The sequence below is a fragment of the Oceanicoccus sp. genome, from assembly GCF_029238675.1.
GTDB lineage: Bacteria > Pseudomonadota > Gammaproteobacteria > Pseudomonadales > Dasaniaceae > Oceanicoccus.
This window is the reverse complement of sequence record NZ_JAQWFR010000002.1, coordinates 223769-240606: the sequence shown is the minus strand read 5'-3', so window position 1 is coordinate 240606 and position 16838 is coordinate 223769. Positions and strand designations below refer to the sequence as shown.

Annotated in this window: 12 protein-coding genes; 2 read left to right on the top strand and 10 right to left on the bottom strand. The window is 48.0% G+C overall.

Going from position 1 to position 16838, the window contains the following annotated elements; all coding sequences use genetic code 11:
- Positions 1-15: 15 nt before the first annotated feature.
- Positions 16-1878: a beta-ketoacyl synthase gene (locus P8H32_RS01295; protein WP_301088253.1), complete on the bottom strand. Its 1863-nt coding sequence runs from the start codon at positions 1876-1878 to the stop codon at positions 16-18.
- Between the two features lie 142 nt (positions 1879-2020).
- Between P8H32_RS01295 and P8H32_RS01290 the strand changes: the two genes are divergently transcribed.
- Positions 2021-3007 (top strand): GlxA family transcriptional regulator, encoded by a 987-nt coding sequence (locus tag P8H32_RS01290; RefSeq protein WP_301088252.1) that lies wholly within the window; start codon positions 2021-2023, stop codon positions 3005-3007.
- 135 nt (positions 3008-3142) lie between these two features.
- Here the strand turns inward: P8H32_RS01290 and cysS are convergent, their stop codons facing one another.
- Genes cysS through P8H32_RS01255 form a run of 7 tightly spaced genes read right to left on the bottom strand, consistent with a single transcriptional unit; the run spans position 3143 to position 13185 of the window.
- Complete coding sequence (cysS, locus tag P8H32_RS01285) at positions 3143-4510, bottom strand: cysteine--tRNA ligase (RefSeq protein ID WP_301088251.1); 1368 nt, start codon at positions 4508-4510, stop codon at positions 3143-3145.
- Between the two features lie 16 nt (positions 4511-4526).
- Positions 4527-5003, bottom strand: coding sequence for a YiiD C-terminal domain-containing protein (locus P8H32_RS01280; protein WP_301088250.1), 477 nt, complete (start codon positions 5001-5003; stop codon positions 4527-4529).
- Positions 5004-5005: 2 nt separating this feature from the next.
- Positions 5006-5962 (bottom strand): methylmalonyl Co-A mutase-associated GTPase MeaB, encoded by a 957-nt coding sequence (gene meaB, locus P8H32_RS01275; RefSeq protein ID WP_297292506.1) that lies wholly within the window; start codon positions 5960-5962, stop codon positions 5006-5008.
- A complete protein-coding gene (gene scpA, locus P8H32_RS01270) occupies positions 5963-8116 on the bottom strand; it encodes a methylmalonyl-CoA mutase (RefSeq protein WP_301088249.1) in 2154 nt (717 codons plus the stop codon). It abuts the gene before it with no gap.
- Between the two features lie 20 nt (positions 8117-8136).
- Positions 8137-8547, bottom strand: coding sequence for a methylmalonyl-CoA epimerase (gene mce, locus P8H32_RS01265; RefSeq protein WP_297292508.1), 411 nt, complete (start codon positions 8545-8547; stop codon positions 8137-8139).
- A 10-nt stretch (positions 8548-8557) separates the two neighbouring features.
- Complete coding sequence (locus P8H32_RS01260) at positions 8558-11398, bottom strand: biotin/lipoyl-containing protein (RefSeq protein WP_301088248.1); 2841 nt, start codon at positions 11396-11398, stop codon at positions 8558-8560.
- Positions 11399-11451: 53 nt separating this feature from the next.
- On the bottom strand, positions 11452-13185 hold the full coding sequence (locus tag P8H32_RS01255; RefSeq protein WP_301088247.1) for an acyl-CoA carboxylase subunit beta: 1734 nt from the start codon (positions 13183-13185) through the stop codon (positions 11452-11454).
- 385 nt (positions 13186-13570) lie between these two features.
- Here P8H32_RS01255 and pabB point away from each other — a divergent pair, with 385 nt between their 5' ends.
- Positions 13571-14932 carry an aminodeoxychorismate synthase component I gene (pabB, locus tag P8H32_RS01250; protein ID WP_301088246.1) on the top strand — a complete coding sequence of 454 codons (1362 nt, stop codon included), beginning with the start codon at positions 13571-13573 and terminating at the stop codon, positions 14930-14932.
- A 195-nt stretch (positions 14933-15127) separates the two neighbouring features.
- Here the strand turns inward: pabB and thrH are convergent, their stop codons facing one another.
- Together thrH and P8H32_RS01240 are read right to left on the bottom strand one after the other, a co-directional pair.
- Positions 15128-15745 (bottom strand): bifunctional phosphoserine phosphatase/homoserine phosphotransferase ThrH, encoded by a 618-nt coding sequence (thrH, locus tag P8H32_RS01245; protein WP_301088245.1) that lies wholly within the window; start codon positions 15743-15745, stop codon positions 15128-15130.
- 90 nt (positions 15746-15835) lie between these two features.
- Complete coding sequence (locus P8H32_RS01240; protein WP_301088244.1) at positions 15836-16711, bottom strand: ZIP family metal transporter; 876 nt, start codon at positions 16709-16711, stop codon at positions 15836-15838.
- Positions 16712-16838 lie beyond the last annotated feature (127 nt).

Genomic DNA, 16838 nt, shown 5'->3' with positions numbered 1-16838 from the left:
ATTAATAATCTGCCGCTAAAGCAGCTCAGCATAAGGTGATGTGAGGTCCAGATCAATATCAAACTCGTAGCCCGGGACGCTGATTTTACGACTAGAGAAGCTGAGATCCTCATCGCCCAGGACATTGTGGTCAAACTTATAGATAGGTAAAGCATCGCCACTCAGGGCAGATTCATCATAGGCTGCCGCTTGTTCCAGGGCAGCTTCATTACGGATTTTATAGGCTGTCATTGCCTCTGCACCGTGTTTATTGGCCAGCATGGTCGCCACAATATGGGGAGCGATAACGGTAGCTGAAGCATTGTTACCGCCAAAACCTTTGGCGTTGAGAATGGCGCTATCAATATTGCGGGCGCCGACATCAATATGGGAGCTGCCGATTTGCAGGTTGCTTTGGTAAACATCCTCAGCCACGTGATCAATGGTACTAATACCCGGAATAATGCCGTCAGACCAAACACCCAGGGTAGCCATTATCTGGTCACCTGGAGAAGCACCCAGTGAATGCCCAACATAGGCTTTAATCGCCGCTACTGGCCAATTTTCGATGCCAAACATCTTGGCGGTTTCATTAAGGATATGGGACTCGGAGACACGGTTTTGCGGTGTACTGGTACCGTGAGCTTGAACAAAAGAACGCTGCCTGATGGATTCATCACCCAACAAACCACGGGCGGAAGCTACTGCTTTGGCCATAGTGATGTAATTGCCAACACCCGGTGAAGAAATCGACTTTTTATGGCCATCGGCATTCACAAAAACATCGGTTACCGCGCCATGCACCGTAGCACCTAAATCCATCGCCAATGCATCATCCATCAATACGATATATTGCGAAGACTCGGCAATGGTAAAACCGCAGTTACTACTAAATGGTCTGGCGGCACGACGGTGGTCCGGGCTGTTCAAACCCTGTTTTGTATCAAGTTCCAATAGGGCCTGGTCTGTTGCCAGCGCCCCCATTACGGCATAGCCTTCCATAACATCCGATTCTACCGGGGCTTCACTACTGCCAACCACCACCACCCGGGCATTGCCGTTTTGGATATCACTAACGGCAGCGCGCAGGTTGTAGAGGAACGAGGCACAGGCACCCACATAAGTACCGGTATTACCCATACTGCCCAGTACATAAGCATTAATAAAATCCGCTGGCATTTCTGCCAGACCAAAAGGACAATGTTTTGAAGTAGTACGCTTATCGTTATAGCGAGCCCCCAACATACCACCGTGACCATGCTGATCTAATTGACCCATAGCACTGCCGGCGTAGACACTCACTTGATCCGGTGACACGTGCTGGCAAACCACATCCCAATCAATACCCATGGACCGCACCGCATCAGAGGCACCATAGACTGCCATTTCCAAACCGCGGGGGTGGCTGCGTGCGGGGTATAAACTGCCGGGATCAAAACCAGTGGGTAACTGCCCCGCCGCCTGAACCGCAATACTGCGTTTGGTGGGGTACATAAATTCTGTTTCACCGGTGATATCGACTTTAACCATTTTGTCTTCAATCGGGCTAACCTTCCAGTTTTCAGGAATCTGCTGAGGCAGGTTACGGGCTTTGGTGATAAAGCTGGCAGAGTCATCGCCAGAGACACTAACCGGTATACGTTTGTTAATACGAATGCCATCAACCTTAAAACGCTCATCTTCAATACGGCGAATCAAGGTATGGTCACGAATAAACTGTTTTTGCTGCTCGGTACCGTTTAATTCCAACTTCATTAAACTGGCGAGGCTTCGGTAGGTCTGGTCGGCCTGCTGCTGATTCAGTGCATCCAGAATCAAACGGCGGTAACCGTGGTGAAAGGAACTTCTACCGGCGGTATTAATGCCGCCAAAACCAGTAATTACGGGAATTTTAGCCATAGTGTGTCCTGCCTGGGCAATGCTTTATGTATAAGTAATGAAGCAATTTGAGAACATTCTACTCGCAAAAGCGCTATTAAAATGAAACCATAAAGACATACAATGTAACTTTTACGCCAACCGGACATTTAGGTCATCATTGATGCAACATATCACCCTACTGGCTCCCCAAACCTGCCTTGCCACCAGCATCAGCCTACCGCTGGAAATCCTCAACGCAGCTAATGAGCAGGTTCGGACACGTAACCGCAAACAACCCCGCTTACAGATTGAAATTGTTAGCCAGCAAACTGGGCCGGTAATGACAGCGGGCGGTTTAAGCATCGTGGCGACGGCAACCCCTGACATGATTGAACAAACGGACCTGGTGATTATTCCTTCGTTATGGCGTAACCCGGTAAATAATTTAAAAAAACACCGCTGGATTATTCCCTGGTTGCAACGCATGGCCAGACAACAGAGTTTGATTTGTGCGGTGGGTACCAGCAGTTATTTTTTGGCGGAGGCCGGTTTATTGAATGAACAGCCAGCCACTACGCACTGGTATTACTGTGATCAATTTGCTGAACGCTATCCGCAGGTAGAGCTAAAACGTCAGTACCTTATCACCCAGGCCGATAATATTTACTGCGTCGGTAGTGTTAACTCTATTGCGGATTTAATGGTGCATTTTATTCAACAGTGTTATGGGCAGGCCATTGCCCGGCAAGTTGAAGGCCAATTTTCCCCGGAAATTCGTCGCCCTTTTGCTGACCACGCTTATGCGGAACAAGTTAGCAGCCCCCATCAGGATGAAACAATTATTGAGGCACAGGAATGGTTGCAGCGTCATTACCGGGAGAGTATTCATTTATCAGAGTTAGCCGCTGAACTGGAGTTAAGTCCACGGACTTTTAATCGACGTTTTAAGCAAGCGGTAGGCACAACAGCCAGTGACTATTTACAACAACAACGGCTGGATAGTGCCCGGGAGTTATTGCGTACAAGTAACTTGAGTATTCAAGAAGTGGCTTGTGCTTCTGGCTATCAAGATAGTAGTTATTTTTGTGGGCGGTTTAAAAAGGCAATGGGGCAGACACCTTTGGCTTATCGGAAATCGGTACGGGGAAAATTATTTAAAGTGATTTAAAGCGACATAATACAATACCCGAAAATATCCCCCATCATTCCCGCGAAGGCGGGAATCCAGACTGTATGCTTATGCTGTTATTTCCGCCAGGGCGGAAATAACAGCACTGGATTCCCGCCTTCGCGGGAATGACGGTTAGCCGCGTTTCCAGCCGTCTCTGGTTAAGACTATGCCCTGCCCTTGCAGTTTATCCCTGATTTCATCTGCCAGACCATAATCTTTGTCCTGTCGGGCTTGCTGCATGGCTACCACTTCTTTATCAATATCCGCATCAGACATTTCGCCGTCGGCTGCCTCAACATAAAACCAAGCCTCAGGGTCTTGCTGTAATAAACCCATTAAACCAGCCGATTTGATAAAGAGTGATTTAAGCTGAGCCTGTTCGTCACCGGTTGCTGCTTTCATTTTTTTGCCTAAAGCGTGAAGCTCTCTAATAGCAATAGGCGTATTTAAATCATCCAATAAAGCCTGGTAAATATCCGTACCGGTAATATCCACCAAATCATCCACTGCCACATCATTCACTGACTGAAGATAGCTATAAAGATTATCCAGAGTCTTCTTCGCCGTATCCAGGGCATCAACACTAAAGTTTAATTCGGAGCGGTAATGGGCCGACAAAATAGTAAAACGCAGGACCTCACCGGAATAATGGTCTAGCAGATCTTTCACCATTCTAAAGTTGCCTAAAGATTTAGACATCTTCTCGCCATCAATATTGATATAGGCATTATGCATCCAGTAGCGCACAAACTGTTCACCATCATGGGCACAGGTGCTTTGGGCGATTTCGTTTTCGTGGTGCGGGAACTGTAGGTCGACACCACCGCCGTGTATATCGATGGTGTTACCTAGATGCTTTTCAATCATGGCGGAACATTCAATATGCCAACCTGGGCGGCCTCTACCCCATGGGCTATCCCAACCGGGTTCTTGTTCAGAAGAAGGCTTCCACAATACAAAGTCACCGGCATAGTTTTTATAGGCAGCGACTTCAACACGGGCGCCGGCTAACATATCTTCTAAGGAGCGCTTGGCCAACTTACCGTAATCATCCATGGATTTAACATCAAATAGCACATGACCTTCAGCGGCGTAGGCATGGCCCTTTTCAATCAGGGTGCTAACCATGGCAATCATTTCACCTACATGCTCGGTGGCGAAAGGAACCACATCCGGCTCCAGGTTATTCAGCTCAGCCATATCATCAAAATAGGCTTTGGTATAACGGGCAGACACATCGCTGATGGCCTCGTTATTATCGCTGGCCGCCTGCATGATTTTGTCATCGATATCGGTGATATTGCGGGCGTAGATAACGTTGCTATAGAGGGTTTTTAATAGTCGATATAAAGTATCAAATACCACAACCGGGCGAGCATTACCGATATGGACTCGGTTATAGACGGTGGGGCCACAAACATACATTTTTACTGTATTGGGTTCTATCGGGATAAAGACTTCTTTTTCGCCGCTATAGCTGTTGTAAACTTTTAAGGTCATAGTGTTATTTAAATTATTAATCAATTATGCCAATAATTGCATACTGGCCATTAAAACGCACCGCTTCTTTGCCTCGACACCAAATACTGGAGCTAACTTTGGCGCGGGCTTTGCCGCGGTTATGGAAGGATTCAAAAAAACCATCCCAATCCGCATCATCGGGCTCGTAGCAGGTGGCGATAATCACCTCATCATCCACCGGCGCCAGATAATCAATCTCAGCGTGGCTCACCACCATATTCGGGTTAATGCCCCGCTGACGACCTTGCAGATAAACCATGCCCCAGCAATTCATAACAGATACACAGTAGAGGCTACCGCCAAAGGCCGTCATCTTATCATTAACAGACGGGTTTAAATCAATCGCCAATGAACACTTATCGCCGGTGTACTCATGCAGACGCATATTGAGGTATTTGGTGATGGGCAGCGTTTCGGCAAAAAACTCATCCAGCAAAGGACCTGCCTGTTCAGGAGGTAATAATTCAGCCATGGTTATAGTAATTCGATTAGTGTTTTGGCGGCGATATACGGTGTGGTTTCGCCATTGACAACCTTTTTATACAGGTCGGGTAACTGTTGTTTTACTTCAGGGTTTTGCTTGAGCTTGAGCTCCAGCATCTCGAATAATAATTTCTCCATCCACTCCTGGTTTTGTCGGGAGCGTTTTTCATGGAAGGCGTTATTCTTTAATGCATCGACATGATAATTAGAAATCATGCCCCATATAGTGTCGATATTATTATTCTCATGGGCGGAGCATGTTAATACCTGTGGCGACCAGAAAGAGGCCTGCCGTAATAGGTGCAAGGCGTTTTCATAATGGCGCCTGGTTTGTTGCGCGAGGTTAATCGATTCGCCATCGGCCTTGTTCACCACCAAAGCATCCGCCAGTTCCATAATGCCTTTTTTAATCCCCTGCAATTCATCCCCGGCATTGGGCAGCATTAGTACCATAAAGAAATCGACCATACCGGCCACTTCGTATTCGCTTTGCCCCACTCCTACGGTTTCAACCAGTATCACATCGTAACCCGCCGCTTCGCACAGCAGCATGGTTTCACGGGTTTTTTGGGCTACACCACCCAAGGCACCTTCTGAGGGCGAAGGACGAATAAAGGCAGCGTCATTACGCGACAACTCTTCCATCCGGGTTTTATCGCCGAGGATGGAACCGCCCGCTAAAGGAGAGCTGGGATCTACCGCCAAAACCGCAACTTTTTTACCAAGGGAGATCAGGTATAAACCAAAGGTCTCAATAAAGGTGGATTTACCCACACCCGGAATACCGGTAATACCAATACGAATACTATTGCCGGCTTTAGGTAGAACTTGTTCGAGAATTTGCTGAGCTTCAGCACGATGAAGATCTAACTTACTTTCGACTAAAGTAATTGCCTTGGCGAGCGCCCGGCGATTACCCTGCTGTAATTGGTCCAGGTCGATCGTCATTTATAATTTATAAGCCGCATTAATGGAGTCCAGTACATCGCGGGCCGCTAGTGGAATTTTGGTACCGGGACCAAAGATACCTTTAACGCCTGCGTCATACAGGTAATCATAATCCTGTTTAGGAATAACGCCACCGGCCACTACGATAATATCGTCGGCGCCCTGCTTTTTCAGTTCTTCGATCAGTGTAGGTACCAGGGTTTTATGACCCGCTGCCTGCGAGGAAACGCCCACAACGTGAACGTCATTTTCTACTGCCTGCCTGGCAACTTCTTCCGGGGTTGAAAACATCGGAGATAAATCGATATCAAAACCTACATCAGCGAAGGCTGTGGCAATCACTTTGGCGCCACGGTCGTGACCGTCCTGCCCCATTTTACACACTAGCATACGAGGGCGACGACCATGCTTCTCAACAAAGTTATCGATATCACCCGAGATACCTTGCCAGTTTTCATCGTCCTGATAAGCGCTACCATAAACACCAGACACAGTCTGTGTGTTAGCGTTAAAGCGACCAAACTCACGTTCCATAGCGAATGAAATCTCCCCGACTGTCGCCCGTAAGCGAGTGGCTTTGACGGCCAAGTCTAGCAGATTGCCATTGCCAGTCACAGCGGCTTGGTAAATCGCCTCCAAAGCATCTTCTACAGCCTTTTCATCGCGGTTGCTGCGAATTTCGGCCAGGCGGGCAATTTGTGAGTCACGCACCGCATTGTTATCGATTTCCAGAATCTCAACATCGTCTTCTTCTTCAAGGGTGTATTTGTTAACACCGACGATAACGTCATCACCGCGGTCGATACGGGCTTGCTTTTTCGCTGCCGATTCTTCGATACGCAGTTTTGGAATCCCGGTTTCAATGGCTTTAGCCATACCGCCTTTATCTTCCACTTCCTGAATCAGTTCACGGGCTTTATCGGCGATCTCTTTAGTCAGGCTTTCCATCATATAAGAGCCGCCCCATGGATCAACCACCTTAGTAATACCGGTTTCTTCCTGAATAATTAACTGGGTATTACGGGCAATACGTGAAGAGAACTCTGTAGGTAGCGCAATCGCCTCATCTAAAGCGTTAGTGTGCAAAGACTGGGTACCGCCGAACACAGAGGCCATGGCTTCAATCGTGGTACGCACCACATTGTTATAGGGATCTTGCTCGGTTAAGGACCAACCTGAAGTCTGGCTATGGGTACGCAACATGGAAGACTTGGGGTTAGCAGGATTAAATTCACTCACAATTTCGGCCCACAATAGGCGGGCCGCGCGCATTTTGGCGATTTCCATATAGAAGTTCATACCAATGCCCCAGAAGAAAGACAGGCGTGGTGCAAACTGATCAATATCCAAACCGGCTGCAATCGCTGTGCGGATATATTCTTTACCGTCCGCCAAAGTGTAAGCTAATTCCAGTGCTGCATCGGCACCGGCTTCCTGAATATGGTAACCGGAAATAGAAATAGTGTTGAACTTGGGCATATTTTCAGTGGCATAGGAAATAATGTCCCCAATAATTTTTATTGAAGGCGCCGGTGGGTAGATGTAGGTATTACGCACCATAAATTCTTTCAGGATATCGTTCTGGATAGTACCCGCTAGTTGATCCTGGCTAACGCCCTGCTCTTCTGCGGCTACAATATAACCCGCCAGTACCGGCAGTACCGCACCGTTCATGGTCATAGACACCGAGACTTTATCCAATGGAATACCATCAAATAAAATTTTCATATCTTCGATAGAATCAATCGCCACACCCGCCTTACCCACATCACCAGTTACGCGAGGATGATCGGAATCATACCCACGGTGAGTGGCCAAATCGAAAGCTACAGAAACACCCTGACCACCTGCCGCTAAGGCTTTGCGGTAGAAAGCGTTAGATTCTTCAGCAGTTGAGAAACCCGCGTACTGACGAATCGTCCATGGGCGACCGGCATACATGGTTGCCTGCGGCCCACGAATATAGGGCGCAGTACCTGGCATAGTATTGGTATATTCCAGGCCGGCAATATCTTCAGCGGTATATAGGCATTTAACATCTATACCCTCTGCTGTATTCCAGGTCAGCTCATCGGGGCTTTTACCCTTCATTTGTTGAGTGGCAGCTTCTCTCCACTCTTCGACACTGGCTTGCTTGGGTTTGTAATCAGACATGATCAACCTTTATTGAATACTCAGTGCTCTTCACCGGGCTGATTGAGTTCAATCAACACACCGTCACAGGACTTGGGATGAATAAAAATAACTTTGGAGTTATGCGCGCCACTGGAGGGGCCATCGGATAAAAACTGATAGCCCTTCTCTTTTAAGCGAGCAATATCTTCTTCAATATTGTCGGTGCGAAAACACAGATGATGCATGCCGCCACCTTTCTTTTCCAGATATTTGGCAATAGGACCTTCACCACGTAAAGGGTGAACCAGCTCAATACTAGTAGGAGGCAATGGGAAAAAAGCCGTTGAGGTTTTAGCCGCCTCAACATCTTCAGTACCTTCAAAGGTTAACCCAAAGTCGTCCATAAAGCGCTTGATACTGGCCTCTAAATCGGGAACGGCGATAGCAATGTGATCTAATGCAACAATCATAATCTTTACTCTATTTTACGCATTGCAGAAATAAAGCAGTGCTTTTTTGTCGACGCGCTTTAATTTCCCCGGGGGTTTCCACCACTGCAATTTCATCTGGTGTAATCTTAAATAGCGGCTGGCCTTTTTTGATAATCACACCATCGCCCTCCACCAAAATCTTATCAATGGTTCCGGAGAACGGTGCATAGACTTTGTTAAACATTTTCATCACTTCAACGATATACAGCGGATCACCTTCGTTAAAGTGTGAGCCGACTTCTACAAACGGCTCCATACCCGGCGCTTCCCGCGGATAAAGCATACCACCACTGGCCGCCAGAATTTCATCGGACTTGGCTACAGGTGGTGGCACCAGAACTTTAGCCATTTTATCTTGCAAGTCTTCGTCGGTCAGTACATCAGGGATATTAATACTGAGGTCGTCATTAACAGACAAATCGAAATAACCGGTTTGTAAAGCGATATAAGGCAGTACTGAAATAATTTCAGTACCCGCCTGGAAACCAGCATGGGCGGCCTGCACTTCACTCCATTGCTCAGCGGTAAAGCTTTTAGGGGCTTTACCCGCCACCGCCTTATTAAGGTCGATAAAATTATCGATACCAAGACGTTCGTTTAGCGTGGCATAGAAAGCGACGGCCTGTTGCAGCAAATCATTATCGTGATCCCAAATCATATTAGCCGCAGGCTTGCCAGCCACATAATCCATATTCAAGTAGTGATAAAGATCAGCCACTAATTCCATCGGGTTTTTTAACCAGCTAATGGTTTCGCCATCAACGCTGTAGTTTTTGTGATTAAGGCTTAACCAACCAGATAAGATATGCGGCTCGGCAAATAGCATATCTAATGGACGCAGTAATAAACCGGCTTTGCGATCAAGAGCGTTGATAAAGGCGGCTTTATTATCGCCGGCATCGCTAAGGTATTTGCCACGAATCTGGTTATAGGCAAATTTTAAATCAATATTGTTAGCCACTTCTTTAAGCTGACCCACTGCCGTCAGGTAAGGCACGATAAAGCGAGTGCTTGGACGGGCATTGATATTCTGACCAATAAACCAGTTAAGCAAACCATAATGGAATTCAAGGTTTGTGGCTAAATCTTTACCGCGTAAGTTGGTGCGGCGAATCACTTCAGCCAAGCGCTCGTAGCTGCTTAGGCGGGTATCACCTACGGTTAGCAATAAGGCAATATTGGAATCGTATGCACCAGCTAAGTGGTACTTCATAAAGACATCAGTATCAGGGTTATGCATGCTAATACCCTGGTCATCACGGACTTCACCTTCGGCGCAATTTGACCAACGCTCAATAATACCGCCAGCGTGTGGCTGTAGCGCCTGGTTAGTGGCATTTAAACGCGCTTCAACTGAAGCCGCCTCACGAGGTAGACGGACAGGTGCAGGTAACCGTGTAGTGTGATGGGCAATTAATACCATGACTTCAACCAATGACTCGGCAATAAAGTAATCATTGCGGTTATCAGGGTTAACAAATTTGAGTTTGTAGCAAAGTTCAGTAACGCGGTGCTCAACCTGGATACGAGTGTTCATTTCCATAAAGTAGTGAGCTTCGCCGTCAACGATACACTCAAAGGTGCCTACGGAATCCAGCTTAACGGCTTTACCGAATACAGCGCCTTCGTGTTCCATTTTGGCCAGGATTTCCAAATCCTTTTTCAGCTGGTCAACTTCAGCTACATTACCAGCGGCTTCAGCGGCAGCAATGGCTGTATTTAATTCCTCTTCGGTAACCGAAACCTCTAACAGTTTTTGTTCGTGCATCTGTAGTGAACAGTCGCGACCACCCATGGTCATGCACCACTCACCATTACCCACCACCTGGATTTCCTGGTGACGGGTGGTATCGATATTCATTTCGATCAGAACGTTTTTATTATCGCCAACACCGTTGGTTTTTAATTCGATTAAACACTCCAATACCAAGGCAGGAACTTTCTCAGCTGCTTTCTCAACTTTTTCTTCCAGCGTGGCGCCTTGGTAAGAGTTGGCAGATTGCAGGATACGCTGGCCTTTACCACCACCACCGGCAATCGCTTTCAGACGAAAACGGTTATTGGGTTTTTCTGCCAGCATACGCCTGGCTTCAACCTGTAGGGCTAAACCGATATCGGCAGCAACAATAATATCGATGCCGGCGTTGTAGGAAGCAGCCAAAAGCGCTAAGGCTTTTTCTTCATCGTCTTTGCAGCTGGCAAAGTCGACGGTTAAGTTGTTGTCTTTGGCACACTGCTCTAAACCGTCTTTGCCGTACTTCGCAAATAGCGCCAGACTAGTGGCGTTATTAACACCGGGAGTTACCGATACACCGGTTTCCAGTGCGGTACGTTTTGCCTGGTCTTTCATACCCGCAGAGCGCTGGGTAAAAGAACAAGGCCCTATAAAGTTCAGGCCAGCATTTTCCATCGCCTCAACCATTTCGGCATCTTCTGACATAAAGCCGTAGCCAGCGAAGATGGCATTATATCCATTGGTATGGGCAATATTGATAATTTGTTGGATCCGCTCGGCACGCTCTTCTTTGGTGGCGCCAGTATAATCAGGCACACGGTGCACGCGGTCTGGGTCGGTTAATTTGCGCAGTTCCGGGGCCAGTGCATTGGTATAGGTAATTGAATCTTTTTCTGATAGAAGAATACCGTAACCATGGATACCCATTTCATCAAAAACATCCATGGCTTCTTTACGGATAGGACCGCGACAGATAATTAAAGGCTTTACATCTTCACAGCTAAAGCTGCGTACCCATTCTGATTGGGCATTACTCAGCTTGCGATTGCTGTGTATTAGTGCATTGTTAAGATAATAATCGTTGCTTGTTTTCACGCTGTTAATCCTGTTTAGAACTCTGTTGGCTTGGTTATTTCTAATACGCTTTATTAGAAGAACTCACGCTGAACGGCGTTCAATGGCTCTGGGTTATAGTGTTCCAAATGGAACGCCATATTTTCAGCCAATACCTTGCGCAAATCGCTTGGCATAACGATTTGCGAGATAGACCCAAGGCTTAGTGCTTCGTTGGGGTTCATCAACTCTTTTTCATAACGGGCAACCAGTAGCGCTTCTTCCTGCTTCTGCCATTCCGCTACCTGTGCTTCAGCGGCTTCTTTGGCTTCGGCTTCAGACAGGCCGTTATTCACTTGTTCTTGTGTCGCAGCCGCTACTCGCTTGGCCACTGAGCCGCGAATTTCACGCAGTTCCTTTTTGTAAACAAACTCAACACCGGCAGGCCCCATTACCGCTGCACGGGTAGTCGGCAATGCAACCACAAGGTCCGCGCCTGTTGGGTAGTTATTATAGGAAGCGTATGCACCACCGAAGGCATTACGGACTAGCAATAGGAAACGTGGAGTACGCAGATCGACAATTGCATCCAGCATAGCGCGACCGGCTTGTACGATACCGTTACCTTCTTGCTCACGACCGGGTAAGAAACCGGTGGTGTCTTCCATAAAGATGATGGGGATATTGTAGAGATTACAGAAGCGGATAAAGCGGGCATTTTTATAAGCTGCGTCGATATCAATTTGACCGGAACCCACAGCAGAGTTGTTAGCGACAAAACCGATAACGTTGCCGCCCATACGCCCTAACGCACAAATAGTGTTGCGAGCACGCTCTGGTTGAATTTCAAAATAGTCACCGTGGTCACACAACTGTTGAATCAGAATGCTGATATCTAGCGGGGTGTTAAAACCTGTGGGTGAATTAAAGGCTTTGCGCAATAGAATATCGATATCCCATGTTTGGCGATCGATAGGGTCAGAGGTTGGCTGGAATGGCGCTAACTCTGCATTATTGGCGGGTAAGTAGTTCAGTAGCTGTTTTACTTTTTGCAGTGCAGCGACTTCATCAGGTACCACAAAGTCGGTTACACCGGTTTGGCTATGAACACCGGGACCACCTAGCTCATCAGGTGTTACGTCTTCACCGAGTACTGACTTAACAACACCGGGGCCGGTTAGACCGAAGAAGGTGTCATTAGGCTGGATAACAAAACTGCCCTGACGCGGCAGATAAGAGCCACCACCGGCGTTAAAACCAAACATACACATAACCGATGGCACTACGCCGCTGATTTTGCGCAGGCCAGTAAAGGCTTCTGCATAACCGTCCAGGCCGCCAACACCGGCGGGGACATAAGCACCGGCACTGTCGTTCATACCGACTAGTGGAATTTTTCGTTTGCCTGCTAATTCAAATAAGCGCGCCAGCTTTTTACCGTTAGTGGCATCCATTGAACCTGCACGGACGGTAAAGTCGTGACCGTATACCGCTACATCGCGACCATTGATTTTTACTATGGCTGTAACCAGTGAAGCGCCATCGAGGTTGGGCCCCCAGTTTTGAAACAGTACGGTTGGCTCTGTACCCCTATCTGAAAGAACTTCCAGACGCTCCCAGACGGTCATACGGTTTTTTAAGTGTTGCTTCTCGATGCTTACCACACCCGCCGCTGTTTTAGGGCGATCCAGCAAGTCCTGACCGGCCTGCAGGGTTTGCTCATACAAACCGGGCTCATAGTTTATTTGGCCAGGGACGGTAAATTCCTGGTATTTGGCTTCTTCAAAAGGGTTGTCCAGTGTTGGGGCTAGCTTGGCGTCATTAGTCATAGAGTTATTATCCAGAGATAAAGTATCTCAACGTTTCCAATTACATGATGTACTGATATAAGTTTGGCTCACGCTTGAACTGCATAGCACGTTTGCCATTATTTTGGAGGCTCGGATCTGGGTTGGCATTATAGCTCTGACTTACAGGGCCTGTTTTTCAGCTATGGGATCCCCGTTAAAATCGGCAAATAATGTAATTGCACGAGCGGCCTATGTCAATGACAAAACCGGCCACTATCACCGGTTTAAAGACCTCTAAGTCATTGATCAAAGGCAGATAATACTGGCTTTTGGGCTCTCAATAACCTTACAATCGGCGCCCTTGACCAAGCTGTTATTCGGCGCCACGTATACACTACATCGGCGCTACAAACGAGACCGAACTTTGACAAACCAACTCACCATTGAGGAACTTCCCTATCGGGTGGATACAGCGCCTTTGTTCGCGCGATTTCTCGATATGGATCAAGCGGTTTATCTGGACAGCTCGGCGGCCTTCTCGTCCCGTGGGCGCTACGATATTTTTAGCGCCCAGCCGCTATCAATTATCAAATCCGAAAATAAAAAGCTATATAATACAGCAAGTTATAAACCAAACCTAAACTACTTTGACAATATAAGGCAGGCGCTCCAGGAGCTGACTCCCAGTGTTAATAATGACTACCACCTGCCTTTTGTGGGTGGCGCTATGGGCTATTTTGGTTACGATCTGGGCAGGCAGTTGGAAGAACTGCCCAGTCATGCCTGTAAAGATCTGGCCCTGGCCGATGCCTGTGTCGGTATATATAGCTGGGCCGTAGTTGTTGACCATCGTCAGCAGCGCTCAATGCTGGTGGCTCACCCAAGCACTGAGCAGGCTTTATTAGCCGAGGTGAAAACCCGGCTACAAGCGGACGCCCCTGTTATTGACGCTTTTCAACTGAGCTCTGATTTTCAGGCGAATATGAGCAAGTCCGAGTATGCCAAAGCTTACCAGCAGGTCCAACGCTATATTCAGGCTGGGGATTGCTACCAAATCAATTTGGCGCAACGTTTTAGTGCCAGCTATAGCGGCCATCCATGGGGCGCCTATTTAGCGCTGCGGAAAACCGCCGCCGCGCCCTTCTCCGGGTATATCCAACAGCAAGACAGCGCTATATTGAGCCTGTCGCCAGAACGCCTGTTGCACAGTGCCAACCAACGGGTCACCACTTCTCCGATTAAGGGCACTATTGAGCGGGGCATAAGCCAGGCTGAGGATGAGCGACTGTCCCAACAATTACTCAATAGCGCCAAAGACAGAGCTGAAAACCTGATGATTGTGGATCTGTTGCGCAATGATTTAGGCAAGTCCTGTGAGCCGGGTAGTATTCAGGTGGATGAGCTGTTTCAGTTGCAGAGTTTTGAAACAGTGCATCATTTGGTCAGCACGATTAGAGGACAGCTATCTGCGGATAAAGATGCCTTGGATTTATTGGCGGGCTGTTTCCCTGGTGGCTCTATTACCGGAGCCCCTAAAGTCCGAGCCATGGAGATTATTGACGAGCTGGAACCCCACCGCCGCTCGGTGTATTGCGGCTCTATTGGTTATATCAGCTGCGATGGGCAAATGGATACCAATATTGCGATACGCAGTATGGTGTGTGCACAGAATACTATTCACTGCTGGGCAGGAGGTGGTGTGGTGGCTGACTCTGAATGTGAGAGCGAGTATCAGGAGTGCCTGACAAAAGTGGAGCGATTGCTAGACACCCTGAGAAAACTATAAACCCCGTCATTCCCCCCCCGCCCGTCATTCCCGCCCCACCCGTCATTCCCGCGAAGGCGGGAATCCAGTGCTGTAGATTTCCGCTTTAGCGGAAATAACAGCATCAGCATGCAGGCTGGATTCCCGCCTTCGCGGGAATGACGGGCGAGCGGGGCGGGGGGGGAATGACGGGGATGCTTCGGGAATGACAGCAGGTTATAAGGTCAGGTTGCGCTCGCTGGCCTTGATAAACTCTTTCTTTAAGTCTTCGTAGCTATGCACCGCAGGAAACTGCGGGAATTCAGCAATCACGTTGTCCGGCGCTTTGAACAAAATACCCGCATGGGCTTCAGCCAGCATCGTGGTATCGTTATAGGAATCACCGGTTGCAATGGTGCGGTAATACATGGAATGAAATCCAATCACGGCTTGACGCTTGGGGTTGGCCTGGCGCAACTTATAGTCCACTACTTTGCCGTTTTCATCCACTTCCAGTTTATGACATAGCAAGGTGGGGTAACCCAACTGCTTCATAAACGGCATGCCAAATTCATAGAAAGTGTCTGACAAAATCACTACCTGGAAACGCTCACGCAGCCAATTTAAAAATTCCAGGGCACCTTCCATAGGCTCAAGGGTGGCAATCACAGCCTGAATATCATCAATGCCATAGCCATGCTTGTTAAGAATATCGAGTCGATATTTCATTAACACATCATAATCAGGCTCATCGCGGGTAGTGCGCTTCAGTTCTTCTATGCCGGTTTTCTCGGCAAAGTTAATCCAGACTTCGGGTATTAAAACCCCTTCCAAATCCAGGCAAGCTAATTCCACGATGAACTCCAGCATTAGTTATTTTGATATAGATCTTGAGGCGGCACAATTTACAGGGAAAAACCGCGTTTAGCAACGAGCGCCGACTCGCTAGTGATGGGCTTGGCTATGACCTTGGCTATGAGTATGGCTATGAGCATCGTGGTTCTGGTGGGCGTGTTCTGGCCCTAACAAGCCAATACCGTAAGCGGTGATAATCCCTGCCAACAAAGCTACAGTGAGCATGGCACGGTCATGGGAATGAAATTGCACTTCAGGCAATAAATCATTCAGGGAGACACAGATAAATACCCCGGCAGAAAAGGCCAGCGCAATACCCACTACCGATGTACCAGCATCAAACTGTTCCATGCCAATAAAAAATAACAATGCACCCAGCGGACACATAATAGAAAACAGTACACTGACTATAAAGCGGGATCTGGCATTCCAGCCACCCGCCATCATCAGTGAGGTAATAGACATAGCATCTAAAGGTTTATGCAGGGCTATAGCAACGAACACCCCCAAGCCCAAAAGCCCTAACGGCGCATCGCCCATAACACCTGTCTGGATAGCAGCCCCCAGGGCAACACCATCAATCAAGGTATGTACCGCCAACCCAAGCGCCACGCCCACCCAACTGATAGGAGTGGCACTATGATGCGAATGATCAGGTCCATGGTGGTCATCATCCTGGGGACCATGGTTATGGAAGTGGAAAGTACGCAGCAAAACAAACATAAAAAGCAGGCCGATCATTAACCACCAGACAGCGGTATCTACCCCACCCTCTTCCGGCAAAGTGAAAATGGCATGGGGCAGCAAATGGTAAAAGGCGATACCCAGCATTAAGCCAGCAACAAAACTCATCATCACCTGGGTGCCGGTATGGGTCAGTTTGATCTTTGAGGGCAGCCAGCCTCCCAACAGGGAGACCAGAATGATAATGGCGGAATATAGCGCTAATAGGGTGTATGCAGTCATGGGCGCGGATTGTACGCGAGAAACAGGGGGGACAGAAATAAAAGTTTTTATTTTGCTATTCACCCTGTTCCGTCATTCCCGCGAAGGCGGGAATCTACAACACTGGATTACCGCCTTCGCGGGAATG

Excerpts from the sequence above, each read along its gene's own strand:
- P8H32_RS01255 (WP_301088247.1), bottom strand. The coding sequence starts at position 13,185 with ATGACTAATGACGCCAAGCTAGCCCCAACACTGGACAACCCTTTTGAA.
- mce (WP_297292508.1), bottom strand. The coding sequence starts at position 8,547 with ATGATTGTTGCATTAGATCACATTGCTATCGCCGTTCCCGATTTAGAG.
- scpA (WP_301088249.1), bottom strand. The coding sequence starts at position 8,116 with ATGTCTGATTACAAACCCAAGCAAGCCAGTGTCGAAGAGTGGAGAGAA.
- P8H32_RS01290 (WP_301088252.1), top strand. The coding sequence starts at position 2,021 with ATGCAACATATCACCCTACTGGCTCCCCAAACCTGCCTTGCCACCAGC.
- P8H32_RS01295 (WP_301088253.1), bottom strand. The coding sequence starts at position 1,878 with ATGGCTAAAATTCCCGTAATTACTGGTTTTGGCGGCATTAATACCGCC.
- meaB (WP_297292506.1), bottom strand. The coding sequence starts at position 5,962 with ATGACGATCGACCTGGACCAATTACAGCAGGGTAATCGCCGGGCGCTC.
- P8H32_RS01240 (WP_301088244.1), bottom strand. The coding sequence starts at position 16,711 with ATGACTGCATACACCCTATTAGCGCTATATTCCGCCATTATCATTCTG.
- P8H32_RS01280 (WP_301088250.1), bottom strand. The coding sequence starts at position 5,003 with ATGGCTGAATTATTACCTCCTGAACAGGCAGGTCCTTTGCTGGATGAG.
- cysS (WP_301088251.1), bottom strand. The coding sequence starts at position 4,510 with ATGACCTTAAAAGTTTACAACAGCTATAGCGGCGAAAAAGAAGTCTTT.